The 24756-nt window shown below is 28.9% G+C and carries 24 protein-coding genes; 4 read left to right on the top strand and 20 right to left on the bottom strand.

The genetic code is table 11. The features are described from left to right. Positions 1-28: 28 nt before the first annotated feature. The 4 genes from H8S10_RS02135 to H8S10_RS02150 all read right to left on the bottom strand — a co-directional run bounded on the left by H8S10_RS02135 (position 29) and on the right by H8S10_RS02150 (position 3414). Positions 29-961, bottom strand: a complete 933-nt coding sequence (locus H8S10_RS02135; protein WP_186837798.1) for a hypothetical protein — start codon at positions 959-961, stop codon at positions 29-31. A gap of 65 nt (positions 962-1026) precedes the next feature. Further along, the gene (locus tag H8S10_RS02140; protein ID WP_186837799.1) at positions 1027-1479 is read right to left on the bottom strand and encodes a metallophosphoesterase family protein; all 453 of its coding nucleotides are present in this window, start codon (positions 1477-1479) and stop codon (positions 1027-1029) included. A 229-nt stretch (positions 1480-1708) separates the two neighbouring features. Then, a complete protein-coding gene (locus tag H8S10_RS02145; protein WP_186837800.1) occupies positions 1709-2605 on the bottom strand; it encodes a hypothetical protein in 897 nt (298 codons plus the stop codon). Positions 2606-2625: 20 nt separating this feature from the next. Further along, entirely contained in the window at positions 2626-3414 is a 789-nt protein-coding gene (locus H8S10_RS02150) for a YdcF family protein (RefSeq protein ID WP_186837801.1), read from the bottom strand. 328 nt (positions 3415-3742) lie between these two features. Between H8S10_RS02150 and H8S10_RS02155 the strand changes: the two genes are divergently transcribed. Both H8S10_RS02155 and H8S10_RS02160 read left to right on the top strand, forming a co-directional pair. After that, positions 3743-4288 carry an NADH peroxidase gene (locus H8S10_RS02155; protein ID WP_186837802.1) on the top strand — a complete coding sequence of 182 codons (546 nt, stop codon included), beginning with the start codon at positions 3743-3745 and terminating at the stop codon, positions 4286-4288. Positions 4289-4305: 17 nt separating this feature from the next. Beyond that, complete coding sequence (locus tag H8S10_RS02160) at positions 4306-4623, top strand: DUF1540 domain-containing protein (protein WP_055264244.1); 318 nt, start codon at positions 4306-4308, stop codon at positions 4621-4623. 234 nt (positions 4624-4857) lie between these two features. Here H8S10_RS02160 and H8S10_RS02165 read toward each other — a convergent pair whose 3' ends face one another. The 16 genes from H8S10_RS02165 to nagA form a co-directional block, all read right to left on the bottom strand. Next, on the bottom strand, positions 4858-5649 hold the full coding sequence (locus H8S10_RS02165) for an ABC-2 family transporter protein (RefSeq protein ID WP_055264242.1): 792 nt from the start codon (positions 5647-5649) through the stop codon (positions 4858-4860). A 3-nt stretch (positions 5650-5652) separates the two neighbouring features. Beyond that, positions 5653-6471: an ABC-2 family transporter protein gene (locus tag H8S10_RS02170; protein ID WP_186837803.1), complete on the bottom strand. Its 819-nt coding sequence runs from the start codon at positions 6469-6471 to the stop codon at positions 5653-5655. Between the two features lie 2 nt (positions 6472-6473). Beyond that, a complete protein-coding gene (locus tag H8S10_RS02175) occupies positions 6474-7469 on the bottom strand; it encodes an ATP-binding cassette domain-containing protein (RefSeq protein ID WP_055264238.1) in 996 nt (331 codons plus the stop codon). Positions 7470-7624: 155 nt separating this feature from the next. Beyond that, on the bottom strand, positions 7625-10825 hold the full coding sequence (gene pulA, locus H8S10_RS02180; RefSeq protein WP_347707659.1) for a type I pullulanase: 3201 nt from the start codon (positions 10823-10825) through the stop codon (positions 7625-7627). A 39-nt stretch (positions 10826-10864) separates the two neighbouring features. Beyond that, positions 10865-12775 (bottom strand): 1,4-alpha-glucan branching protein GlgB, encoded by a 1911-nt coding sequence (gene glgB / locus H8S10_RS02185; RefSeq protein WP_186837839.1) that lies wholly within the window; start codon positions 12773-12775, stop codon positions 10865-10867. Between the two features lie 255 nt (positions 12776-13030). Beyond that, positions 13031-13354 carry a thioredoxin family protein gene (locus tag H8S10_RS02190; RefSeq protein ID WP_084758947.1) on the bottom strand — a complete coding sequence of 108 codons (324 nt, stop codon included), beginning with the start codon at positions 13352-13354 and terminating at the stop codon, positions 13031-13033. A 162-nt stretch (positions 13355-13516) separates the two neighbouring features. Further along, on the bottom strand, positions 13517-14506 hold the full coding sequence (locus H8S10_RS02195) for an alpha/beta hydrolase (RefSeq protein WP_186837804.1): 990 nt from the start codon (positions 14504-14506) through the stop codon (positions 13517-13519). A 133-nt stretch (positions 14507-14639) separates the two neighbouring features. Beyond that, positions 14640-14849, bottom strand: a complete 210-nt coding sequence (locus H8S10_RS02200) for a heavy metal-associated domain-containing protein (RefSeq protein WP_055264234.1) — start codon at positions 14847-14849, stop codon at positions 14640-14642. 25 nt (positions 14850-14874) lie between these two features. Next, positions 14875-17301: a heavy metal translocating P-type ATPase gene (locus tag H8S10_RS02205; protein WP_186837805.1), complete on the bottom strand. Its 2427-nt coding sequence runs from the start codon at positions 17299-17301 to the stop codon at positions 14875-14877. Positions 17302-17322: 21 nt separating this feature from the next. After that, positions 17323-17583: a metal-sensing transcriptional repressor gene (locus tag H8S10_RS02210; protein WP_055264230.1), complete on the bottom strand. Its 261-nt coding sequence runs from the start codon at positions 17581-17583 to the stop codon at positions 17323-17325. Between the two features lie 222 nt (positions 17584-17805). Continuing rightward, positions 17806-17916: a MetS family NSS transporter small subunit gene (locus tag H8S10_RS02215; RefSeq protein ID WP_148315740.1), complete on the bottom strand. Its 111-nt coding sequence runs from the start codon at positions 17914-17916 to the stop codon at positions 17806-17808. 1 nt (position 17917) lies between these two features. Then, positions 17918-19432: a sodium-dependent transporter gene (locus H8S10_RS02220; protein WP_055264228.1), complete on the bottom strand. Its 1515-nt coding sequence runs from the start codon at positions 19430-19432 to the stop codon at positions 17918-17920. Between the two features lie 372 nt (positions 19433-19804). Further along, entirely contained in the window at positions 19805-20182 is a 378-nt protein-coding gene (locus H8S10_RS02225; protein WP_055264226.1) for a hypothetical protein, read from the bottom strand. 177 nt (positions 20183-20359) lie between these two features. After that, complete coding sequence (gatY, locus tag H8S10_RS02230) at positions 20360-21211, bottom strand: tagatose-bisphosphate aldolase subunit GatY (protein WP_055264224.1); 852 nt, start codon at positions 21209-21211, stop codon at positions 20360-20362. A gap of 42 nt (positions 21212-21253) precedes the next feature. Further along, a complete protein-coding gene (locus H8S10_RS02235; RefSeq protein WP_186837806.1) occupies positions 21254-21778 on the bottom strand; it encodes a hypothetical protein in 525 nt (174 codons plus the stop codon). Beyond that, positions 21778-22917: an N-acetylglucosamine-6-phosphate deacetylase gene (gene nagA, locus H8S10_RS02240; RefSeq protein WP_186837807.1), complete on the bottom strand. Its 1140-nt coding sequence runs from the start codon at positions 22915-22917 to the stop codon at positions 21778-21780. Before nagA ends, H8S10_RS02235 begins: the two co-directional genes overlap by 1 nt. Positions 22918-23107: 190 nt before the next feature. Between nagA and H8S10_RS02245 the strand changes: the two genes are divergently transcribed. Both H8S10_RS02245 and agaF read left to right on the top strand, forming a co-directional pair. Beyond that, complete coding sequence (locus tag H8S10_RS02245) at positions 23108-24286, top strand: SIS domain-containing protein (protein WP_186837808.1); 1179 nt, start codon at positions 23108-23110, stop codon at positions 24284-24286. A 37-nt stretch (positions 24287-24323) separates the two neighbouring features. Further along, positions 24324-24755, top strand: a complete 432-nt coding sequence (gene agaF / locus H8S10_RS02250) for a PTS galactosamine/N-acetylgalactosamine transporter subunit IIA (RefSeq protein ID WP_186837809.1) — start codon at positions 24324-24326, stop codon at positions 24753-24755. The last annotated feature ends 1 nt before the right edge of the window (position 24756 follow it).

Below are 24756 nucleotides of genomic sequence, written 5' to 3' on the forward strand. Positions count from 1 at the left end.
TTACCTCTCATTTTGCTATTCTCTATTCTTAGATGTTTTCAATTATACTATCATAGTCTTTTCTTAAATTTGCTATCTTAGAATTTATACTTACCTTTTTACCATTTAAAGTACTTAATATATTTTCAACTCTACATATCAAACTTCTTACATTATCTAAAGAACTATTAATCTTACTTTGTACTGAAAAGTCTGTAAATATATTGTCAAAAAATATATCAAAAGCTATTGTTGTAGATGAAAATGTTAGTCCCTCAAATTTAATATCTCCTAATTCTTTATTAAATCTACTTATCAAACTAGATACCCTTCTAAAATGTGCTTCTGCATCATTTATCTTATTATGCTTCGCTATAGAAGAAAGCATATCTCCTCCAGCAATATCAAATATCCCCCAATTTTTTGCACTTTCTAATGAATTTTTAGCAGAGTTAGCTGCTATTAATAAATCCTTTCCAACACTTATAGCCTCTTCTATCTCTTTTTTCTCTAATAAATTTTCATCTATTTCTGATTCTATCATTGCTAATTTACTTTTCTTTTCTTCATCACCATATAACTTTATTAATTCTAACTTTTTATTTAATAATACCTTATATTCATTTTCACAATATTTTAGAGTTTCAAGCCTAGATTTTACGCTTTCGATGTTTTCTTTTAATAACTCTAACTTTGAACTAAACTCGTCATACTTAATTTTAGCCATTATATATTCTTGTTGCTCTTTTTCTAACTTTTCACTCTTATTTTTCATAACAGTAGCTATTATGTTAGCAAAAGATAACTTTTCTAATTTCTCTACATCTTTATGTTCTTTTTTTAACTTTATCTCTAATTCATTTAATTCTTTCTTATCTTTATCAAATTGTAAATTTAAAGTTTCTAATTTTTTCTCTAATACATTTTTTAAAGCTATGTCTTCTTTAAGCTTAATTAACTTCTCATTTATCTCTTTTAGCATATTCTCCCCCTTATTTTGCTCCACTCTTCCATTATAGCACTTTATTTGTAAATATATAGAACACTTTACCCTTCTATATCTATTTTTCTTATATCAATTCTATCAATATTTATATCAATTATTGCCATTGTTAATGGTAATGAAAATCTCTTTCTTCCACAAGAACCTGGATTCAAATAAATTATGTTATCTATTCTCTCTTCACTATATTTATGAGAATGTCCATATATAACAAGATCTACTTCTCTTAATTCAGAAGGGATATCATCTTTTTTATGAACTACGTATATAAGAGTTTCATCCATCTCTATTTCCTTATAATAAGGCAATTTTACTCCCCAACTATCACCATCATTATTTCCTCTAACAACAAAAGTTCTTGCTATTTTATCTAATCTTTCAATTATCTCTTCTCCACCTACATCTCCAGCATGAATTATGTAATCACACCCCTCAAGATTTTTTATAACTTCATCCCTTAGTACTCCATGAGTATCTGATATAACTCCTAATCTCATATTTCTACTCCTATCTGTTATGTTTTTATCTGTATACTATTTATTATTAGCATTACTATTCTTTACTATGTTATTAGGACACATAGCATATTTTTAGACAAAAAAATATTTTACAGAAACAACTTATTAATTATTTTTACAAATCAATTCACAATGTAAATAATAAAATGAAGGTCATATTATACAACCTCCATTATTTCTTAGTATATTAAAAATCGGATTATTTATATTATCTTACATTTAATCTCATTCCTTCAACATTTATTACTTTTTTTGAAATTGCCCCATGAATAACTGTTACTGTATCTCTTTCTTTTATATAGCAATAATTATCTACTTTAAATACAATCTCATTATTTTTTTCATAATCTGTTATATAAACTGTATAGTATGCTCTTCTACTTTTACTATATTCTTTCTCCACTACACCAGTGCATAATCCTGTTGTCTTTGTAAATAATCCTAAGGGAACTTCTAATAAATAAATTAAATCTTTAATAAATGCTATGAGTACTAATATACTTATAAAATCGACTCTACCTCTCCACCAAATAAGCAATAGAAATATAGAAAAAAATTGTATACCTTTAACTCTTTCTTTAAAATCAACTTTAACATGAGGTGAAAATTTAGGTTTTAACCTCCAAAATAAATTACTTTCTTTATCTACTGCATCAGGATATTCAAAGGCCTTTCTCCACTTCAACTGTATATCTGTTAATTCTAGAGATTTAGCCTTTCTCTTAAGTATATAAATGCAAATAAAAGATAATTCTATTAGTAAAGCAGATATAATCACCTTACTATCTCTTATAACTGATATAGCAAAAATAATATACGCTATAAATAATATATTAACTATTTTATATTTAAACATTGATTTATTAACTTCAAACAACTTTTCTTCATCTACATAAATTTTCAAATTCACAATTGCTGCGATTACTACTACAATTAACGGAAGAATTGCCATCATTGTAGAATTTTCTATATTAATAACACTAGTAAAATTATAAAACCTTTCTATACCACTTAAATAGTAAGATATATTACCTAATATACACCAAACTATTGGAAAAATAGCAAATACTATTGTACCTTCAATTCCTCTTTTCTCTGACCACATATTATCCCCTACCTTTTATACTACCTCTTAAAAACAAAGGCTTTAATAACACCGAAAAATTCTCTAGTATAAAATATAAAACTTGATGCAGCATGAGACGGTGCCGGATATCCTAAACATTCAAACCCTACTTGTTCTCCCAAATATTTAGCTCTAAACATGTGAAAGTTGTTTGATATTACTGTAACAGTAAAGTCTTCTTCTCCTGTTTCATCTTCTAATAATTTTTTAGTAAACAAGAAATTTTCATAAGTATTGGTAGATTTATCTTCACTTATGATTAAATTTTCATCTATACCTTTACTAACTAGACAATCCTTCATTGCTTTTGCTTCACTTATATCTTCATCCGGACCTTGTCCCCCTGAAACTATTATTTTTACATCTGGATAAAGTTTATTATACTCTACAGCAGTTTCTAGCCTGTATAAAAGTGAAGTACTTACTTTACTACCTCTAAGTCCAGCTCCCAATACCATAAGATAATCTGGTCTTTCCTTATCATAGTGATGTCCATTATAGATTATAATTCCTTCTATTATTATAAAGATAATCATACCTATAGAAAATAATACTGTTATGATTCTTCTTAAAATCTTAGGTATTCTTCCCCATATATTAATATTGAATTTTAGCTCTATAAATCCATATACAAAAAGTATCACTCCTAATAAGCCAAACATACTTGAAAAAGCAACAAATCCAGATATTAATCTTAAACCTATATAATAAATAATTAAAGCTAGTCCTACGGCAAGACATATCTTATATAACACCTTATTTTTTCTCATCCCTACATGTTTTTTCATAATATATCTCTACTCCTTTACTTTTTACATCTAATTCTTCTATATTACTGATACCATCTATCTCTACCAAAATATTCTTCTACTATCTCAAGTAACTAGCACTAGATTTCATCATACTTTAAAGTATCGCTTTTATTCTTCAGCATTTAACATTATATTAATTGTATGACATATGTATAATTTTGTAAACTTATTGTTATATAGTAAACACCTAATAATTTATATTCCCAATATAATAATATAAATAAATATTTCTTTCTTAATTAGCAAATAATACTACAGTTGAAACTTTTATTGTCTATAAAATAAATAAAGGGAGGAAAATTTAATGAAAAAGTATATTTGTACAGTCTGTGGTTATGTTCACGAAGGTGATACTCCACCTGAAGTATGTCCAATATGTAAGGCTCCAGCTAGTAAATTCGAAGAAATGAAAGGCGAATTACAATGGGCAGATGAGCATAGAGTTGGAATAGTTGAAGGTATTGACCCTGAAATTATAGAAGGGTTAAGAGCAAACTTTATTGGCGAATGTACAGAAGTTGGTATGTATCTTGCAATGGGAAGAGTTGCTGATAGAGAAGGATATCCTGAAGTTGCAGAAGCTTATAAGCGAATTGCTTACGAAGAAGCTGACCACGCTTCAAAATTTGCCGAAATTTTAGGAGAAGTTGTTGTAGCTGATACAAAATCTAATCTTAGTGCAAGAGTTGAAGCTGAATTTGGTGCTTGTGACGGTAAGAAAAAACTTGCTGCTTTAGCTAAACAAAATAACTTAGATGCTATTCATGATACAGTCCATGAAATGTGTAAAGATGAAGCAAGACATGGAAGAGCATTTAAAGGATTACTTGATAGATATTTTTCTAAATAATAAAAGGAGTGTTTAATATGGCAGAAATAAATTGTTCAGTAAATAATTGTTCTCATAACAAATCTGGAGTATGCTATTCAAATAGAGTTAACATTGGTGGTTTAAACTCTTCTTGCTCTAAAGATACATGTTGTGGTTCTTTTTTAGATAAGAATCTTTATAGTGATTTAACTAATAATACAAATGCATCAGGTTCATGTGATGCTTTAATTTGTAAAGTTGAGAACTGTAAATATAATTGTAATAGTTTATGTGATTTACCTTGTATTAGCGTTGGTGGAGATGACGTTAAAATATATTCAGAAGCACATTGCCAAAGCTTTCAAGAAAAATAATTAGTTGCCTGATGGCAAGATTAATAGGTTGCTCTGCAAAAGTGAAAAATTCACTACGTTAAAGAAAAAATTTGCTTACATCAATAGTGAAAATTTTCTTACCTTCCACTTTGCACTGCAACCTTTCCCCTAACGTAGCAAACATTTATATTTCTGTATCAAATCTTGATTTATGTGCTGTAAAGCATATTTATCTTTGCTCTAGGTAAATATTTCTCCTATCGAAGATACATCTTAACTTCCTGTACTTTCATATCTACTTATTCCTATTAGCCATATTCTATACGCTACCAAAATAGAAAGCATACTTATTAAAAATGTCATTATTACTCCTTGAAAAAAGCTGCCTCTTCCTAGCAAATATGCTCCGGGATAATATCCTGTAAATGCAAAAGGTATTATAAATGTTAATGTCGTTCTAATCCAACTTGGATATATATTAATTGGATATTTAACAAAGCTACTTAATTGATATACCATGAACATATAACTTTGAGCGAATTTTACCCAAAAAGTAATTGATGTGACAGCAAGTTTAATAGCTGTATATATAACTGTTGCACAAAGAATCATGAATATTAGAGCAATTATCTTTCCAAATGTAACTTCAATAGAAAGTTTACTCCAAGATGTTATTAAAAGCATTGTACCTATAATTATTTCTCCAAATCCATCAGGTTGAAACTTTTCTACTATAACTTGAAAAAGTGGATTCAAAGGTCTTACTAAATATCTATCAAACTCACCTTGTGCTATAGTTTTCCAACTAAATATCCACAATTGATCTGTAAATACATGGTCTATCCCCCTAGGTATCTGTGCAAAACCATATATAAATAATATTTCATAAAATGACCATCCACTTAAAGTAGGTATTGCACTAAATATAAGGCTTATAAATATTACACCTACAGATTGAACTAATATAAATCCAATAAGACCTAATATAAAATCTGCTCTATAAGCCATAAGTGTTTTTATATATTGTTGTAAGAATCTTATATATAATTTAAAATGTCTTTTCATAACCTAACCTCCTACAACAGTTAAATTCTTTATCATAGATTTCCACATAGATTTTGCAATAATCATAAGTAAAACTATCCAAAATACTTGTATTCCTAATGATACTATAATTTCAGTATTACTAAGCTTTCCTAAATAAATCATCGTAGGAGTATAAATTACTGAACTAAATGGAAATAGTTTAACTATAGCTTGTGCCCATGATGGAAAAAATGCTATAGGAATTAATGTACCTGATAAAAGCTGAATAATAGCCTGCATAATTTGTGACATTCCCCACATATTTGTAATTTTAAAAGAAAATAATCCAAATATATAACTAAAATAAAAGCTTATAAGTATTCCTAATACAATACTTATAAAATATATAATAATATTTATTACATTTATATATCCAAAGTATCTATAAAATAAAAATGTTGTTAAGGTAAATGTAATCAAAAATATAACTATAAAATTATAAAAGACATTTCCTAAACCTTGAAAAAACATCCTCTTCTCATAATTAATAGGTCTAACTAAATTAATTGCTATCGACCCATCTAAAACTTCCCTAGATATGTCCTGGCTTATGTCTACAGAAGTCATTAAACTGGTTAAGAATGTTATAAAAACATATATAATCATTTGATTTAAATTAAATCCATTTATTACCACTTCACTTAAGCTCCCATATATAGCTTTCCATAAGTAATAAGTTACAGCTAGCATAAGTAAGTCTCCAAACATAAAAATAATTACATTTGCCTTATAAGATATTAATTTTTGAAATGTATTTCTTGCAAAAGGTAAATATGTTCTAATTTCCTTTAATTTATTCATATTTACACCTCATTTCTATACATCTTCTTTACTATATCTTCAATACTAGTTTCTTTAACTATAAAATCAATAACTTTAGCTTCCTTCATAACCTCACTTATTATCTCTGCTGAAGATATTTTATTTTTATTAAATGTTATAGCTAATTTATTTTCTTTTATATCTAAATTAAAATCATCGTCTTTAACTATTTCTTTGAACTTTAAGTCGTTTATAGAAATATCGCCTTTAATTTGAGCTTCTACTGTAGTTAAATATCCATATTTATCTTTAATTCCTTGAATCTCACCATCATAAATCTTTTTACCTTTATCAATTATAATTATCCTACTACATAACTCCTCAATATCGTTTAAATCATGTGTAGTTAATATTATAGTAGTTCCATATTTTTCATTTATCTCTTTTATAGCCTTTCTTACATTTTCCTTTACAACTACATCTAAGCCAATAGTAGGCTCGTCTAAATATATTATCTTTGGATTATGTATAAGCGCCGCTGCTAAATCTGCTCTCATTCTTTGTCCCAATGATAATGTTCTTACTGGATTTAAAAAAAACTCCTCTAATCCTAATAATTCCTTCAAGAAGTTCATTCGCTCTTCAAAATCTTCATCACTTACTTCATAAATATCTTTTAATAGAGTAAACGTCTCAGATATAGGCAAGTCCCACCACAATTGAGTCTTTTGGCCAAAAACTACTCCTATATTTTTAGCATTCTTTTCTCTATTTTCATAGGGTACTAACCCATTTACGGTAACGGTCCCAGATGTAGGTGTTAAAATTCCAGTCATCATTTTTATTGTAGTTGACTTCCCTGCTCCATTAGCACCTATATATCCAACTATTTCTCCTTCACCTATCTCAAAACTTATAGAATCTACTGCTAACTTTTCAGTATACTCTCTAGAAAAAAATGTTTTTATAGCTCCTTTAAATCCAGGATATTTTTTACTTATCCTAAACTCTTTAGTTAAACTTTCTACCTTTATCATAAATTCACCTCTTTCATCACTCTTCATTTCCAATTAATATTTTACCTTAATTTTACATCTGCTGAAATACTAATTTTATTCTGAATAATTTACTCACTAAAAAAATATGCCTATGACATTCAGCACTTTGCCACAGGCATATCTTTTATTTGATATTATTTTTCTAATAATGCAATTCCACGTAATATAATAGCTGAGTATGATTTTATTAAAGGTATATTAGAATCAACTATCTTCTTAATAACTTCTACTCCAGCTAATTTACCATTAGCTATTATACTCCACTCTTTATCAACATCTAAAGATATCTCACTATTTACATCATAATTATCAATACTAGTTCCATTATAAATAATAATAAATTCTTCACTGTTATCTTCACTAGAAATTGAAGAAATTATGACTCCAGACTTATCATCATTATGAGCAAACTTTATACTTAGATTTTTCTTAACGTCTTCTGGTGATGTTATTTTGAATAAATCATATTGTTTTCTTATTTTTATTAACCCTTTATAATATTCAAAAACTTCGTTGTATTTAACTTTATCACTCCATTTAATACTATTAATAATGTCTCCACTCTTATAACTATTATGGTCTCCTTGCTTAGTTCTAAGAAATTCTGATCCTCCTTGAAAAAATGGTATTCCTTGAGCAGTGAATAATATTGAAGCTCCTAATAAATACTGTCTAACATTATAATTGTCTAATATATTGTCTCCAATATTATCTCTATATTGTCCATATTGAGTATTATAATTTTGAGTTTTTTCAATTTGATCCCATAAAGTGTAATTATCATGCGCATCCATATAGTTTATACTTTCATCTGGATTATAAGTTATTGTATATATAGAACCTTTTAACCCTTCAACTATATTCCATGCTTTTATTGCATTATGCTGATCTCCATTTATAAATCCTCTCGAAGGAGAATTATCTCCTCTTATAGCATCTCTAAATGTATCATTAAATACTGAGAAATTTTCTTTCTTCTGAGAACCTTTATAAGTTCCATTCTTAACAGGAGAATCCCCACCTTTCCAAGGTTCTCCGTATATTAAAAAGTTCTTATCTATTCTTGAAGTTTTCCTTACAATCTCCTTAGTAGTCTTTATATCCATTAATTCCATTAAATCAAATCTTAACCCATCAACATGGTAATCTTTTATCCAATGACTACAAGAGTCTAAAATAAATTTTCTAACCATAGGGCTCTCTGTACATAATTCATTTCCACATCCTGAACCATTTGAGTATCTTCCCAAATAATCTGTTCTAAAATAATATCCAGGTACTATTTTATCCATATTTTCTGTACTCATCATATGGTTATAAACCATATCTAAAACTACTCGTATACCATTTTTGTGAAATCCTTGAACCATCTGTCTAAATTCTAAAATTCTCGTAATTGGATTGTATGGATCTGTACTGTAACTTCCTTCTGGGACATTATAATTTTTAGGATCATATCCCCAATTTCTATTGCCTTCAATATCTTTGAATCTCTCGTCTACAGAACCAAAATCATAAGTCGGAAGCAAATGAATATGAGTAATTCCTAATTCCTTTAAATGATCTATTCCTGTACTTACCTTCTTATTACTAACTTCATCTATATAAGAAGTTCCCTCTTCTACCAATCCTAAGTAAGTTCCTCTTAAATCATCACTTACTCCAGAAGTCTTATCTATTGTAAAATCTCTTACGTGAGCTTCATATATTATTGAATCAATCTTTTTATCGATATAAGGACTCTTATCTTCCTTCCATCCTAATGGCTTACAATCATTGCTATTAATATCTATTAAAACTCCCTTATCTCCATTAACACCTACTGCAAATGCATACGGATCAACAGCATAATTTATTTTATCTATAATCTCACCATCATTATTTATATCTCTAAAATATAGCTTATATAAATAATATTTACCTTGGTTTTTTTCTCTATCTATAGCGGCATAATGTGTTCCTGTTTTTTGATCATATGCCATTTCCTCTACAGTACAATAATTCTGATTTAAATCATCATAATTATTGTATAAAGCTATTTCTACTTTATATGCTGTAGGTGCCCAAAGTCTTAAAACTATATCTTCCGTCAAAAATGAAACTCCAATTTCTTTCGAGTAATAATACTTATCTAAATAACTTCTCATCGTAACCTTACATGGATTATACATATTTGAAGGACTTACAACTACTAAGTCATTAGCATTTATATTCTTCGGTATATTAGTTAAGATTACTTCTCTTCCTCTTATTATAGTTGATACTCCCTCTATTTTTTCTCCATTTATATAAAGGTGAAAGTCAACACCTAGTAGAGGTTCTCTTGTTAAGTACGCTTTTATCTTCCTATCGTTATCAATAACCGCAAATTTTATTTTAGTTCCACAGGCCATAACAGCCTCCTTTAACGAATTATATGGGCTTGGTATTCCGTATAAAATATATAGGTTATTCTCTTTATTGCCGGTATTAAAGGTTGGACTTTGTTCTGCCCACTGGTTTACCCAGTTAGGACCCCATTGTTTTTTCCTTATTATGAAATTATGATACGGCATATATGCAGAATCTCCAAAATCTGTCTCTATATTAAAGTCTATTTCCTTTGAATCACATCCATCTTGAAATGCCCAACAATTCCATAAATAGCTCTCTCCAATATATTTATTATCATCAGTAAGAAAATGTACCAATGTTTGGTCAGATAAACTCTTAGAAACGATAATTTTTTTTTCATTCTTATATTTATTATCAGAAGTTTGTGCAATTACAACTATTTCTGTTCCTTCTTCTACATCTTCTGAAACATATAAGTATGAATTTTCTAACTTCACCCCTTCTATCTCTTCTTTTAAATACCAATTAATATCTGGAAAAGATACTTTGTCATACAATTCAACTACTCTTCCTACTAACTCTACTGGAGCTTTATAACTTACAAACTTATTTGACGATAATATTTCTAAAACACTCTCAACTCTATCCCAAGTAAACTTAAAACCATTTTTTCCACCATAGGAATTATCAACCCATATTTCATCTCCTTCTCTATCAACTAATATATATTTATATCTATACTGACCTTCTTCTAACCCATTTTCAAATTTTACATCCTTTATCATCTTTAAGGTGCCATCTTCAATATCAAGCTGCCAAGTTAACTTAAATTCTTCTGATTTTTCCCAATCATTAAAATCACCTACAATATAAGCACATATAGCATTATCATATTTTGCTGTAAATCTTATAGTATTTGACATAGGACTTAACTTTATCCCGTATCTACCATGTTTATTTCCATCAACCTCAAATTTTTCAACATAATTCAGTATTTCCACTCAAACACCACCTTATTGTAATTTTCATACATACAATTTCTAAATCTTTGGTCTTAATACTGTTACTGCTAATGGAGGTACTTTAATTTTAATTTTAAATGGCTCACCATTATCATCACTAGTAAATACAGACCTTTCTAAAGTCTGTCCACTTCCTCCAAATTCTATGCTATCACTATTTAATACTTCTACATATTCCCCTTCCTTAGGAACTTCTTCCTCAAAATCATAATATGTTACAGGTGTAAAATTTAAAACAAAGATCAACATATCATCTTCATTTTTACCTTTTCTTATAAATGATAATATACTCTTTTCACTATTATCTGCATCTATCCATTGAAAGCCTTCTTCTTTATTATCAAGTTCCCATAACGATGGATTTTCTTTATAAAATCTATTTAATACCTTAAAATAATTATGAACTTGCTTGTGGATTTTATATTTGTCAATTATCTGCCATTGTAACTGTTCATACTCTCTCCACTCTATGAATTGCCCAAATTCACTTCCCATAAATAATAGTTTTTTACCTGGGTGAGCCATCATAAAAGCTGCATACAATCTTAATCCAGCATACTTGCACCAATTATCTCCAAACATCTTATTTACTAATGATTTTTTACCATGTACAACTTCATCATGAGATATAGGTAAAATGAAATTTTCTGAGTACTGATACATCATTGAAAAATTCATCTTATTATGATGATATTTTCTATATATAGAGTCAAGCTCCACATAGCTCAATGTATCATTCATCCATCCCATATTCCATTTAAAATCGAAACCTATTCCCCCTTCACTTACAGGATGCGTTATCTTAGGCCATGTAGATGATTCTTCTGCCACAGTTACTACCCCTGGAAAGTTTTTATGAACAACTTCATTAAATTCTTTTAAAAAACTAATAGCTTCTAAATTTCCATTGCCTCCATAGATATTAGGAGTCCATTCACCTTCATTACGTCCATAGCTAAGGTAAAGCATATTTGATACAGCATCAACTCTTAATCCATCAACGTGGAACTCTTTTATCCAATACATAGCATTTGATATTAAAAAGCTTTTTACTTCATATCTTCCTAAATCAAAATTCCAAGCTCCCCAGCCCTCATTATTTGCCTTCCAATAATCTTGATACTCATAAGTTGCAGTTCCATCAAAATAGCTCAATCCATGTGAATCTTTACAATAATGTCCTGGAACCCAATCTAAAATCACTCCAATATCATTTTTATGCAATTTATTTATTAATTCCTTAAGTTCTGTAGAATCTCCATGTCTTGATGTTGGTGAATAATATCCTGTTGCTTGATATCCCCAAGATTTATCTAATGGATGTTCATGTAATGGCATGATCTCAACATGAGTATATCCCATTTCTTGTATATATTCTGGTAATACTTCACTTATTTCCCTATAAGTCATGAATTCTCCATCTTTTCTTCTCCATGAACCTAAATGTAATTCATAAATATTCATAGGACTACTTTGAATATCACTTTTCTCTCTTTTATTTAACCATCTTTTATCTGACCATCTAAATTTATTTTCCTTTACTAATATAGATGCTGTATTTGGCCTTAATTCAGACTTAAAAGCATATGGGTCTGATTTTAGAACTGTATTACTACCATCATAATTTGTAACTGCTAACTTATATCTTTCGCCTGGCTTTAATCCTGTTATAAAGGTTGTCCATAATCCAAGCTGATTATATCTTTTCATTTCATTTTCTTTTCTAATTTCCCAATTTGAAAAATCACCAACTACAGTTATTTTACTAGCTCTTGGTGCCCAAGTTGTAAATCTAACTCCATTTTTTCCTTTATATTTTACAAAGTGTGCTCCCATAAACTCATAACAACTTGTATGAGTTCCTTCGTGAAACAAATGCTCATCCAACTCAAAAATCTCTTTTTCTTCTTCTGTTTGAATTTTCTCCATTATTTTTCTGGAATCGGTGCCAAAATTCTTCTCACTTTTACATTCTATAATTTCTTTTGGCAATATTTCTTCGCTAATAATAGCTTTACTACTTTTTTTCGTGCTTTTTTCAATTTTACTAACCATACTCTTCTCTCCCTATGTTAACCTTTCTTTATTATCTTTTTGTATAATTATATATATTAATTGTACCATTTTTTGTACAAATAATCCATTTAAGTAAATATTCTAATTTTACCCCAATTATTCTTAATATTAATATATCATATTATAATATCTTTCAAAATTATTTTTTAGCTCTAATAAATTAACGTTTCTTCCTACTCTTAAAAATTCCTTTCCTTCTATAAAAAGTAGCATTATAGGTAAAGAAAATATACCATACTTAGCTGCTAAATCAATATGCTTTTCGCCATTAACCTCTCTACACTCTATTTTAGGAAATTCATTTAATATACTCTCAAGCTTTTCCTTTATGACTTCACATGCTCCACATGCACTACCAGTAAAATAAATAATACTCATTTTATTATTTTCAATTACTTCTTCTACTTCTTTTGGATTTTCTATATTAATCACTATTATTCACCTCTATATTTGTATATTAAATCTATTATATATAATTTTAACTCTCCCCTTCTCTTTTATACAAATAGAATTTTTCTATATAAAAAAAGAGCTTTAATATATAGCTCTTAATTTTATGTTAGACAATTATATATAAAATTTTTGATTTTTATCTTAAGAATACACATTTCCTTGCTCATAAAAATTAAATATTCTATCTAAATAGGAATGTAGTATAGAATCTCTTTCAAAATATAATTCATGTTTACCTTCATTTATATAAACTATTACACAATCCTTAGCTATTGCTTTAAACTCATTATGAGCCTCATTTACTACAAAAGTATCATTTCCAGCTTGAAAAAGTAATATTGGAATATCTATTTTCTTAATATTCTCCTCTTTTAGTAGCTTCCTAGTTGCTTTTAGCCCTTCATTTACCCATCTAAAAGATCCACCACCTCTTTGACACTCTTTATTTTCTTTTAAATACGATAAATGATGCATATATCTGTATTTATCAGAAGTTCCTGACCCTTCTAAGTCATCTATACCATCAAAATCTTTATGTCCAAATATATAATTATCACCTTTTCCTATGGCAATATAGAACTTGGCTAACAATTCTGCTATAAAATTCGAATATTTTCCTGTATTTATTTGCATCATAGGAGCATTAAGTACAGCTTTTTTAAAGTAACCAGGATATGTTTCTAGAAATAATGTACCTATAGCTCCTCCCATAGAATGTGCATAAAGATATAAATCTTTTCCCTTTTCTTTAACAATTTGATCTAAAAAACGTTTTAAATCTTCAATGTAATAATCGAACTTTTCTACATTTACTTGACTTTTATATTTTTTACTTAAGTGTCCTGACCTTCCATGTCCACGATGCTCAATACCAAATACTGAATATCCTTCTTCTATAAAATAATAAATTATTTCTTTATATTTTTCTAAGCATTCACAAAATCCATGACTTATTACTATTCTTCCTTTTTCTCTTTCAACTATATAAGTTTCATAGTAAATATCTAAGTCATTTTCCCCTTTAAAATACCCCATTTTTTTGATTCTATTTAATCTTTCTTCTACTCTATTTATATTTTCTAAATCTCTTCCAAAATTATAGAAATACCCTCTCTCTAAATTATTAATCATATTTCACCCACATTAATATAAATTTTTATATTTCTAGCATTTTTTACAAATTAGTAATGAAACTATTATAAACAAAAAAAGAGAATTATTGCAAAAGCACTAACTCTCTTTTTTCACTTATTTTTCTCTAAAATTATAGATTATCTATTGATATTACGTCATATCCTGCATCATCTATTTTTTCTTTAATTTCTTCATCATCTGAAGTTGTATCTACTTTAGCATACTTCTCTTGTAGATTTACCTCTATTGATTTTGCATCTTTAAGTTCTTCTAAAGCCTCCTTTACATGTGCAACACATTTATTACAGCTCATTCCTTCAATTAATATTTTCTTTAACATAAAATCTACTCTCCTTAATATATTTTTAAGCTTTAAATCTTTTTAGTCTTAAAGCATTTGTAAGCACAGATACTGAACTTAAACTCATAGCAGCAGCTGCTATCATTGGATTTAATAATGGTCCTCCGAATATATGAAGTACTCCCATAGCTACTGGAATGCCTAATACATTATATCCAAATGCCCAGAATAAATTTTGTTTTATATTTCTTATAGTAGCTTTACTTAACTTAATAGCTGTTGAAACATCTCTTAAGTCACCCTTCATTAAAACTATATCTGCTGACTCTATAGCTACATCAGTTCCAGTACCGATTGCTATCCCTATATCAGCTTGAGCAAGTGCTGGAGCATCATTAATACCATCCCCAACCATAGCAACTTTTCTGTTTTCTCCTTGAAGTTTCTTAACCTCATTAGCTTTATCTTCTGGTAAAACTTCTGATAATACTATATCAATTCCAACTTGTTTAGCTATAGCATCAGCAGTCTTTTTGTTATCCCCTGTAATCATTGCAACCTTAATCCCCATATTATGAAGATTTTCTATTGCTTCTTTACTACTTGATTTTACTGTATCTGCAACAGCAACAATTCCCTCTAACTTATTATCTATAGCTATATACATAGGTGTTTTACCTTCTTGAGCTAATTTATCTGACTCTGTTCCTAGTGTTCCGACTTCTATAGAATTTTCATTCATTAATTTTAAATTACCAAGCAATATAGTTTTACCTTCTATATCAACCTTTATTCCATGTCCAGGAATAGCGCTAAAGTTTTCAATACCCTTAAATTCTAGATTCTTTTCTTCAGCTTCTCTTACTATCGCTTCTCCAAGAGGATGCTCTGAACCCTTCTCTGCACTAGCTGCAATAACTAAAAGCTCATCTTTAGAATAATTAGTTGTTATGATATCAGTAACCTTTGGTTTTCCTTCTGTAATAGTACCTGTCTTATCAAATACTATAGTGTCTACCTTATGAGTGATTTCTAAAGCTTCTCCACCTTTAATAAGAACTCCATTTTCAGCTCCCTTACCTGTACCAACCATAATAGCAGTTGGAGTTGCTAGTCCTAAAGCGCATGGACAAGCTATTACGAGAACTGAAATAAATATTGTTAAAGCAAATACAGGAGTTTCTCCTGCTATAAGCCACCCTATAGCTGCAAATATTGCAAGTCCTATTACTATAGGAACGAAGTATGAAGATATTACGTCAGCCATTTTAGCAATTGGCGCTTTTGAACCTTGGGCATCTTCTACGAGCTTGATTATTTGTGCTAAAGCTGTATCTTTTCCAACCTTTGTTGCTTTATATTTAATAAAACCTGTTTTATTAATACTTGCTCCAACTACTTTACTTCCAATAGTTTTTTCTACAGGTATACTTTCCCCTGTAAGCATAGATTCATCAACAGCCGTACTACCTTCTATTACTTCTCCATCTACTGGTAGCTTTTCTCCTGGTTTAACTAATACAGTATCTCCAACAATAACTTCATCTATCGGAATAACTAATTCCTTATCATCTCTAATTATAGTTGCTGTCTTTGGAACTAGTCCCATAAGCTTTTTAATAGCTTCTGAAGTTTTACCTTTTGAAACAGCTTCTAAATATTTACCTAAAGTTATTAATGTAAGAATAGTAACAGCAGCTTCATAATATAAATGCATAGCATATGAACTATCTCCATTATATATCTTATAAGTACCAAATAAACTATATACAAAAGCGGCTATAGTACCTACTGTAATTAAAGAATCCATATTAGGAGATAATTTAATTAAATTCTTTGTCCCTACATAATAAAATCTATATCCTATTATCATAACTGGAACTGTTAAAACAAGCTGTACCAATGCAAAATTCATCGGATTCATCATAGGATCAATAATATGAGGTAGTGGCATTCCTACCATATGCCCCATAGTTATTATAAGTAATGGTAGAGTAAATACAGTTGATGCTATAAATCTTATAAAAAGTTTCTCTTTATCAGTTTTCTTTTTCTTATCATCTTTTATTTCTTCTTCTCTTATAAGTTTATATCCAGCCTTTTCTACTGTTCGCTTTATATCACCATAGGTAACTAAATCTTCATCAACAGTAATTGTTAATTTTTCAGTTGTTAAATTAACTACTGAGTCAATTACCCCATCCATCTTTTTAGTAACTCTTTCCACTCTATTTGAACATGCAGAGCATGTCATTCCTTCAACTTTATAGGTATGAACCTTAGTATTTTTAATTACTGTATACCCTAGATCATTAACCTTCTTTTCTATATCTTGTTCACTTAATTTATTTTCATCAAAATTAACCGTTAAAGTTTCCGTTGTTAAATTAACATTTGCATCTATTATACCATCCATCTTTTTAACTCCCCTTTCTACTCTATTAGAGCATGCAGAGCAAGTCATTCCACCTATTTTATATTTCTTATTCATTTTTTATATCACCTCTTATCATTACTTTGATATTTTCTCAAATATTTTCATAATTTCATCTATCTTTTCTTCACCTTTATTTTCTAATATTGCATCGGAAACACAGTGATTTATATGTCTTCTTAGGATTTGCATATTAGCTTTTTTTAATAATGATTGTACTGCTATTATTTGGTTTGAAATATCAACACAATATCTCTCATCTTCAATCATATTTATTATTCCTTCAATTTGTCCTTTAGCTACTTTTAAACTTTGAATAGCATTCTTTCTTTCGTCCATATTTCCTCCTTACCCCCTCCCAGGTGGGGGGTGTGTTTTAACCTCATTATACTCTTTTTTTTCTAACTGTCAATAATAGTTTTTCAACTTTTCAAATTTAAATTCAAATAAAAATAGAGTTATACAAAAATCTGTATAGCTCTATTTTTTATATAGTAATGATATTCTTATTAAACTGTGTGAATTAAAGTTAATCTATCTTCTAAGTATAATTCTTTATTTTTATGAAGCAGATTTTCTCTCATTTTTTATTGTTATAGTTAATGTAGTGATTAAACCACCCCAAAGGACTACTGCTCCTAATGCGAAAAATATTATTGATGTTCCTGTCATATTAAATCGCAACCTCCTCTTCTTCATCTACTTTATTCAAATCTTTATTTTTCCAAGGTTTCTTACTAATTAATAATCCTAATATTATTCCAAAGCCAATAACTGCCCATCCATATAGAAGCGTTGCCGCAAGTGGATATCCTGCATATGGATTCTTAAATTCAGCAGTTAAACTCTGTACTAGCATTATTATTAACATCATTGGTGTTACAAACTTAACTATAAAATCCCACCATTTTCCGATTCTAAAATATGATATTTTATTTACATGATTTCTTATAACTTCTGGTTTAATTATCCATCCTATTAATATAGCTTCAAGTAAGCCTACTCCAACTATAGCATAGCAATTTACAAAGTTATCAATTATATCTAATAAGTATAAACCTGCACCTGTAGCAAAAATAGCACTCATTGCCACACCTAAAATACAAATTCCTGAAACTACCTTTTTACGCTCCCAATTTGTTTTATCTATCACCGATGATGCTATAGCTTCGACTAATGATACTACTGAAGTTAATCCTGCAAAAACTAAACAAGCAAAGAATAAAACTGCTAATATAGTTCCCCATGAACCCATAGCTGTAAATACTTCTGGGAATACTACAAAGGCAAGTCCAACTCCACTTGAAACAACCTCATCTATTCCAACACCTTGACTTGTTGCCATAAATCCTAAAATAGCAAATACACCTATAGCACATAAGAACTCAAATCCACAATTTGCAAAAGCAGTCATGAAAGCACTATTATTTATATCTGTTTTCTTAGGTAAGTAACTTGAATAAGTCATCATTATTCCCATTGCTAAGCTTAATGAATAGAATACTTGTCCATAAGCTGATATCCAAACCTTCGGATCTGTAAGCCTGCTCCAATCTGGAGTAAATAATTTATTTAATCCTAAAGTAGCTCCTTCTAAAGTTACTCCTCTAACAACTATAATAACCATTATCCCTATTAATATCGGTAATAATACTTTATTTAATTTCTCAATTCCACCTTTAACACCTTTATAACATATAAACCAACCTATTCCCCAAACTAAAAATATTCCTATAAGAACAGCCCATATAATATTTCCTAGCTCAAACGGTGAACTAGTAAGCTGTAAAAAGTCATTATGGAAAAATGCATCTGTATTACTTCCCCAGCCTTTATTAAAGCTTAGTGTAAAATATTTCATAGCCCAACTTAATATCATTGAATAATAACTTAAAATAAAAAATGCTGTAACCACTGGCCACCATCCAAGCCATTCCCACTTTTTATTTGCTCTAGCAATTGAAAGAGGTGTTGATCCTCTAAATTTATGCCCCATTCCATATTCAAGTATTAATATAGGTATACCTGCTGTAAATATAGCAACAAAGTATGGAACTAAAAAAGCTCCTCCTCCATTTTCATAAACTACATATGGAAATCTCCATATGTTTCCTAATCCTACTGCCGATCCTACTGCAGCCAAAATAAATCCTAATTTCGATCCCCATTGTTCTCTTGAGTTATCCACTATTCGTCCTCCTTCGGTTAATAACTGGTTTTTTACCTCTTATTTCTCTTGTCTATATATTATATCATTTTGATAGTTTTTTCAAGAACTTTATGGTAAATTTATATATATCAGCATTTATATTTATCATTTTATTAATTATGGTTTATTTATTTAACCATTTTGTTAATTTAAATATCAAAAAAACTCTTTAAATTGAAGATTTATCAATTAAGTTTTATTTTTTATATACCTAACTTTTTTCTTTTTAAGATCATAAAAGAATACTACTTAAAATTGCTTAAAAAGTTTTTCAATAATATTAAAAACAAATAAAAAACTAGTAGAATTAAAATTAATCTACTAGTTTTTTTATTCCTATTTAACTTTTACCTAGTGCAACTCATCACTTTCAACGTCATTAAAAATATCCTGTGTATTATTTAAGAAAAATATTGCTACTTTATCAATATTTGAATCAGTTACATACTTCTCATAAATATCATACATTAACTCTGAATTACTTTTATCTGGTTGGTATTTAAGTAGTATATTTCCTATACTGGTTCCTTCTATATTAAAATCTTTATATATCTTATACTTTCTATCTGTTGGTATAGCTGTTATTCTTAAAACCTCATTTCCTGGATAAAAGAATATCTTAACCTTTTCAAAAACAACAACTCCATATCCATTATCAAAGTTTATATTATTATATCCTCTTTTATCTAAATAACTTTTTGTAATATTAATTATATTTGTTCTTCCCATATAAACCCTCCCAATTTTTTCATACCATTCATTTGTTCCTTATAAAATTCTACATATAAATTATATCATAAGCTATAAAAAAGAAGAACATTTAATATGTTCCTCTTTCTTTATCAACCTATTTTATATCTTTTATACATAGATACTTTTTACACGATACTTGTCCAACATTTAGCCTTATGCTTTATTTTGACAACCACAAACTTTTATCTTTTCTATTACAAACTTTTTAACTTCATCAATTCCTGCTTTATTATATTTCTTAGGATCTATTGTATCAGGATTTTCTTTAAGATACGTATTTACTCCATGCGTATAAGCAATTCTTAATTCTGTTGCATAATTAACTTTACAAATTCCTCTCTTAATTGCCTCTTGTACCTTCCAATCTGGAATACCTGATCCTCCATGTAATACAAGTGGAACTGATACAACTTTTCTTATTTCTGAAAGTCTTTCTAAATCTAACTTAGGTTCACCTTTATACATCCCATGAGCTGTTCCTATTGCAATAGCTAATGAGTCAACACCTGTTCTTTCAACAAACTCTTTAGCTTCTAATGGATCTGTATATAAATCTCCATCTCCACCATCTAAATCATCTTCTTTGCCTCCAACTTTTCCAAGCTCAGCTTCAACCGCTACTCCTGAAGGTTTACACATATCTACAACTGCCTTTGATATTTCTATATTACTCTCAAAATCACTATGAGATCCATCTATCATAATTGAAGTATATCCTGCTCTAAGTGCTTGAGCTGCTAACTCAAAGCTTGACCCATGATCTAGATGCATAACTACTGGAACCTTCGCTTTACTAGCAGCAACTTTTGCATTTGCTAAAAAGTAATCAAGACCTGCATATTTTACTGTAGATGGAGTAGTTTGCATTATAACAGGAGCATTCATCTCCTCAGCTGCACTAATAACAGCCATAACCATCTCCATATTTTCAACATTAAATGCGCCTATAGCATAATTCCCTTCTTGAGCTTGTTTTAAAATTTGTTTAGTTGTAATTAATTCCATAATACCTCTTCTCCCTCGATTTTTACTTTGTATATGCTAAATTTATATTTTTTTCATTTTATTAACAGCTACTATATTAAGAACTCCTGAATAGATACTATATATAGCTACTATTCCACTTAAAATCATAAAACCTATATTAAAGTTTTGTTGTATTGCATTTAGTACGATTAATATACTTAATAGCATATATGCACATGCTTTCATCACTATTTTTTCTTTTTCTTTGCTTCTAACAATAACTTCTAACTTAGAAACCTTTTTATCTCTCTTAAAATTCTTTATTGATTTTAGCTTTTTTAGATATATTGCTCTAAAATATAGTTCTACTAAAACTACAGCTCCAACTCCTATAATAAGAGTATTCTGTAATGACTTAAAATAGTCTCCTAACAAGATTAAAACTATAACAATAATTGAATATCTGTAATATAACAATCTAAACTTTTGCTCTACTTCTTTTGATATAATATAGCCTTTCTTATCAAAGATATTGTAATAAACCGTATTTCCATATACGTCTAAATACAAATTATTTCCTGCCAAATTAGTAACATGTTTCTTCATTACAACATCGCCTTTCCTAAACAATATGTTTGATGTACAGAATAGTCATGATTAAGAACTACCAAATCGCTATCATACCCGACCCCTATTCTTCCCTTACGGTTGTCAATTCCTAAACATCTTGCAGGATTTACAGTACATGCATTAATTGCATAATTAAATGGTACCATCGCTTCTTCAACTAATATTCTAAGCCCTTCATTCATCCTTAATGTAGATCCAGCCAATCCTTTAGTATCAACTAAATGAGCACTACCATCTTCATATATTTCTATTTCATTTCCACCAAAAATAAATTTAGTTCCAGGCTCATACCCTTTAGCCATTAATGCATCTGTAACCATAATTCCGTAATCTGGTCCCTTAGCATTGAAAAAATTATATAGAGCTGCTAAAGTTGAATGATTTCCATCACAAATAACTTCACCATACATTCCTTTAATTCTATAAGCTGCTCCAACTAGTCCATTTTTTCTATGATTAAATGGAGTCATTCCATTATATACATGGGTTTGTGATCTAGCTCCATGTGCAAAAGCAAGTACAGCTTCTTCATAAGTTGCTGCAGAATGTCCTATACTTGCAACTATTCCATTTTTAAACAAGTACTCTGTAAGCTCATAATCCTCATCCGTTTCAGTTGCCAAAGTTACATATTTTATTAATCCTTTTGCTGCTCTTTGATAAGCTTGAAATTCTCTTACTGTAGGTTTAGTAATAAACTGCTTCGGTTGAGCTCCTTTATACTCCATATCAAGATATGGTCCCTCAAAATGTATTCCTAATATTTCGGCTCCATCATATCCTTCCTCTACAACCTTAGCTACATTAGCCACAGCTTTAGTAAGAACTTCATTACTTTGAGTTATAGTTGTTGGTAGTATTGATGTAACTCCCTCACTAACTATACCCTTTGTCCAATTTCTAAGACCTTGTTCATTAGCATCATTTGTATCAAAGCCATATGCTCCATGACAATGAACATCTATAAATCCTGGAACAATTCTCCTATCACCATAATCTAGAGCTCCGCTCTTTTCATTATAGTTATAAATATTAATTATTTTATTATAATCAATCTCAATTTGAGCTGGAATAAATTGATCTGCTATCCAAACTTTTTTACTTTGTATTAACATAGTCATCCTCCTTGTATATCATTACTTTAATTATACATAAGTTTATTTTTCTAATATTTGCACTTTTTAACATACATATTATATCTTTCAGCACTTCCATTGTATTTAAATAGCTCTTCATTATAATTAAAATTAATAAAGCTCAGCTTAAAATTTATAAAGTTTAAAATACAGTGGAGGGGATATTTTTATGAATATATTTAATATTAATGAAGAGCAAATGAAGAAAACACTTTCCTCATTTACTTTAAAAGAAATTTACCAACAACCTAAAACATGGTTAAAAACATTAAATCAAATTAAAGAAAGCAAACAAGCTATACAATCTTTTATAGATAAAGTTATCAAATGTGATGACTTTGATGTTATCTTAACCGGTGCTGGTACTAGTGAGTTTATTGGTAACTCATTATATTCTTACTTAAATAAGGAATTAAATTACAAGGTTAAATCTTATGGAACAACAGATATAGTTGCTACACCTGAAAATTATCTTTCAAAAACTAAGCCAACATTATTAGTAAGTTTTGGCCGTTCAGGTAATTCTCCAGAATCAATAGGTGCTGTTGAAGCTGCTTCTGTAGTTTGTAATAATTTATATAATTTATTTATTACTTGCAATAAAGATGGTGCACTTTCTAAAATGGCAGATGAACTTGATAATTGCTATGCAATAAATCTTACTGATGAAACTCATGATCAATCATTTGCTATGACTTCTAGTTTTTCAAATATGTATCTAGCTGCATATCTTTGCTTTAACCTAGATGAACTAGAGCAAAAAGAATCCATGTTAAATAAAGTTTGCTCTTCTACTCAAAATTTCTTAGATAATAATTATAAAATTGCATCTAAAATAATTGATGAATTTAATTTTGAAAGAATAGTTTATTTAGGTAGCAATACATTAAAAGGTATATCACAAGAATCTTCATTAAAGATGCTTGAATTAACTGCTGGAAAAACAGTTGCAGTGTTTGATACTCCATTAGGATTCAGACATGGTCCAAAATCTATCATTGATGATTCTACATTAACAGTCGTTTATGTTAGTAACGATGAATATACTTATAAATATGAATTAGATTTAATTAGAGAGATCAGTTCTCAAAGAAAGAATAATAAGTTAGTAGTTGTATCAGACAAGCATTCAGAAGAATTAGACACTTTAGCTGATTACACAGTATCTTATAATATTAATTCAAATGCAAATAATGCTGAGTTAGGTTTAGCATATATTACATTTGCACAAACTTTAGCAGTATTAAAATCTTTATCAATGGATTTAACACCAGATAACCCTTGCCCATCTGGAGAAGTAAACCGTGTTGTTAAAGGTGTTACATTATATCCATATACATGTAAATAAAAATAACTTATAAGGAATTGAGAGAGGATGAATAAATATGGTTGGATTAATAATTAGTGGTCATGGAAACTTTGCATCAGGTTTACGTTCTTCTTTAAAACTAATTGCAGGGGAACCAATTAATGTTGAATATGTAGATTTTGAAGAAACAGACTCAACAGAAACTCTTAAAGAAAAATACTATACTTCTTTAAAATCTTTAGATAATTGTGATAGTATCTTAGCTCTTGCTGATTTAGCTGGAGGTTCACCTTTTAAAACTCTAGTTGAAGTGAAAACAGAAATTAATAAACCTATGGAAGTAATAGGTGGAACAAATTTACCTATGGCCCTTGAAATATCTATGACTAAAGATATGATAGATGATTTATCTTTATTATCAAAAAGTGCTTTAGAAGTTGGAAGAAGCGGAATTTTAAAATTTGAATTTATTGTACATGAAGATGTTGAATGCGAGGATGGTATCTAAT

This window comes from Clostridium sp. NSJ-49, assembly GCF_014287725.1.
Lineage (GTDB): Bacteria > Bacillota > Clostridia > Clostridiales > Clostridiaceae > Clostridium > Clostridium disporicum_B.

Excerpts from the sequence above, each read along its gene's own strand:
- H8S10_RS02140 (WP_186837799.1), bottom strand. The coding sequence starts at position 1,479 with ATGAGATTAGGAGTTATATCAGATACTCATGGAGTACTAAGGGATGAA.
- H8S10_RS02155 (WP_186837802.1), top strand. The coding sequence starts at position 3,743 with ATGAAAAAGTATATTTGTACAGTCTGTGGTTATGTTCACGAAGGTGAT.
- H8S10_RS02150 (WP_186837801.1), bottom strand. The coding sequence starts at position 3,414 with ATGAAAAAACATGTAGGGATGAGAAAAAATAAGGTGTTATATAAGATA.
- H8S10_RS02245 (WP_186837808.1), top strand. The coding sequence starts at position 23,108 with ATGAATATATTTAATATTAATGAAGAGCAAATGAAGAAAACACTTTCC.
- nagA (WP_186837807.1), bottom strand. The coding sequence starts at position 22,917 with ATGTTAATACAAAGTAAAAAAGTTTGGATAGCAGATCAATTTATTCCA.
- agaF (WP_186837809.1), top strand. The coding sequence starts at position 24,324 with ATGGTTGGATTAATAATTAGTGGTCATGGAAACTTTGCATCAGGTTTA.
- H8S10_RS02175 (WP_055264238.1), bottom strand. The coding sequence starts at position 7,469 with ATGATAAAGGTAGAAAGTTTAACTAAAGAGTTTAGGATAAGTAAAAAA.
- H8S10_RS02225 (WP_055264226.1), bottom strand. The coding sequence starts at position 20,182 with ATGGGAAGAACAAATATAATTAATATTACAAAAAGTTATTTAGATAAA.
- H8S10_RS02135 (WP_186837798.1), bottom strand. The coding sequence starts at position 961 with ATGCTAAAAGAGATAAATGAGAAGTTAATTAAGCTTAAAGAAGACATA.
- H8S10_RS02235 (WP_186837806.1), bottom strand. The coding sequence starts at position 21,778 with ATGAAGAAACATGTTACTAATTTGGCAGGAAATAATTTGTATTTAGAC.
- H8S10_RS02165 (WP_055264242.1), bottom strand. The coding sequence starts at position 5,649 with ATGAAAAGACATTTTAAATTATATATAAGATTCTTACAACAATATATA.
- H8S10_RS02145 (WP_186837800.1), bottom strand. The coding sequence starts at position 2,605 with ATGTGGTCAGAGAAAAGAGGAATTGAAGGTACAATAGTATTTGCTATT.
- gatY (WP_055264224.1), bottom strand. The coding sequence starts at position 21,211 with ATGGAATTAATTACAACTAAACAAATTTTAAAACAAGCTCAAGAAGGG.
- H8S10_RS02215 (WP_148315740.1), bottom strand. The coding sequence starts at position 17,916 with ATGACAGGAACATCAATAATATTTTTCGCATTAGGAGCAGTAGTCCTT.
- H8S10_RS02195 (WP_186837804.1), bottom strand. The coding sequence starts at position 14,506 with ATGATTAATAATTTAGAGAGAGGGTATTTCTATAATTTTGGAAGAGAT.
- H8S10_RS02210 (WP_055264230.1), bottom strand. The coding sequence starts at position 17,583 with ATGGACGAAAGAAAGAATGCTATTCAAAGTTTAAAAGTAGCTAAAGGA.
- H8S10_RS02170 (WP_186837803.1), bottom strand. The coding sequence starts at position 6,471 with ATGAATAAATTAAAGGAAATTAGAACATATTTACCTTTTGCAAGAAAT.
- H8S10_RS02160 (WP_055264244.1), top strand. The coding sequence starts at position 4,306 with ATGGCAGAAATAAATTGTTCAGTAAATAATTGTTCTCATAACAAATCT.
- glgB (WP_186837839.1), bottom strand. The coding sequence starts at position 12,775 with ATGGAGAAAATTCAAACAGAAGAAGAAAAAGAGATTTTTGAGTTGGAT.
- H8S10_RS02205 (WP_186837805.1), bottom strand. The coding sequence starts at position 17,301 with ATGAATAAGAAATATAAAATAGGTGGAATGACTTGCTCTGCATGCTCT.
- H8S10_RS02200 (WP_055264234.1), bottom strand. The coding sequence starts at position 14,849 with ATGTTAAAGAAAATATTAATTGAAGGAATGAGCTGTAATAAATGTGTT.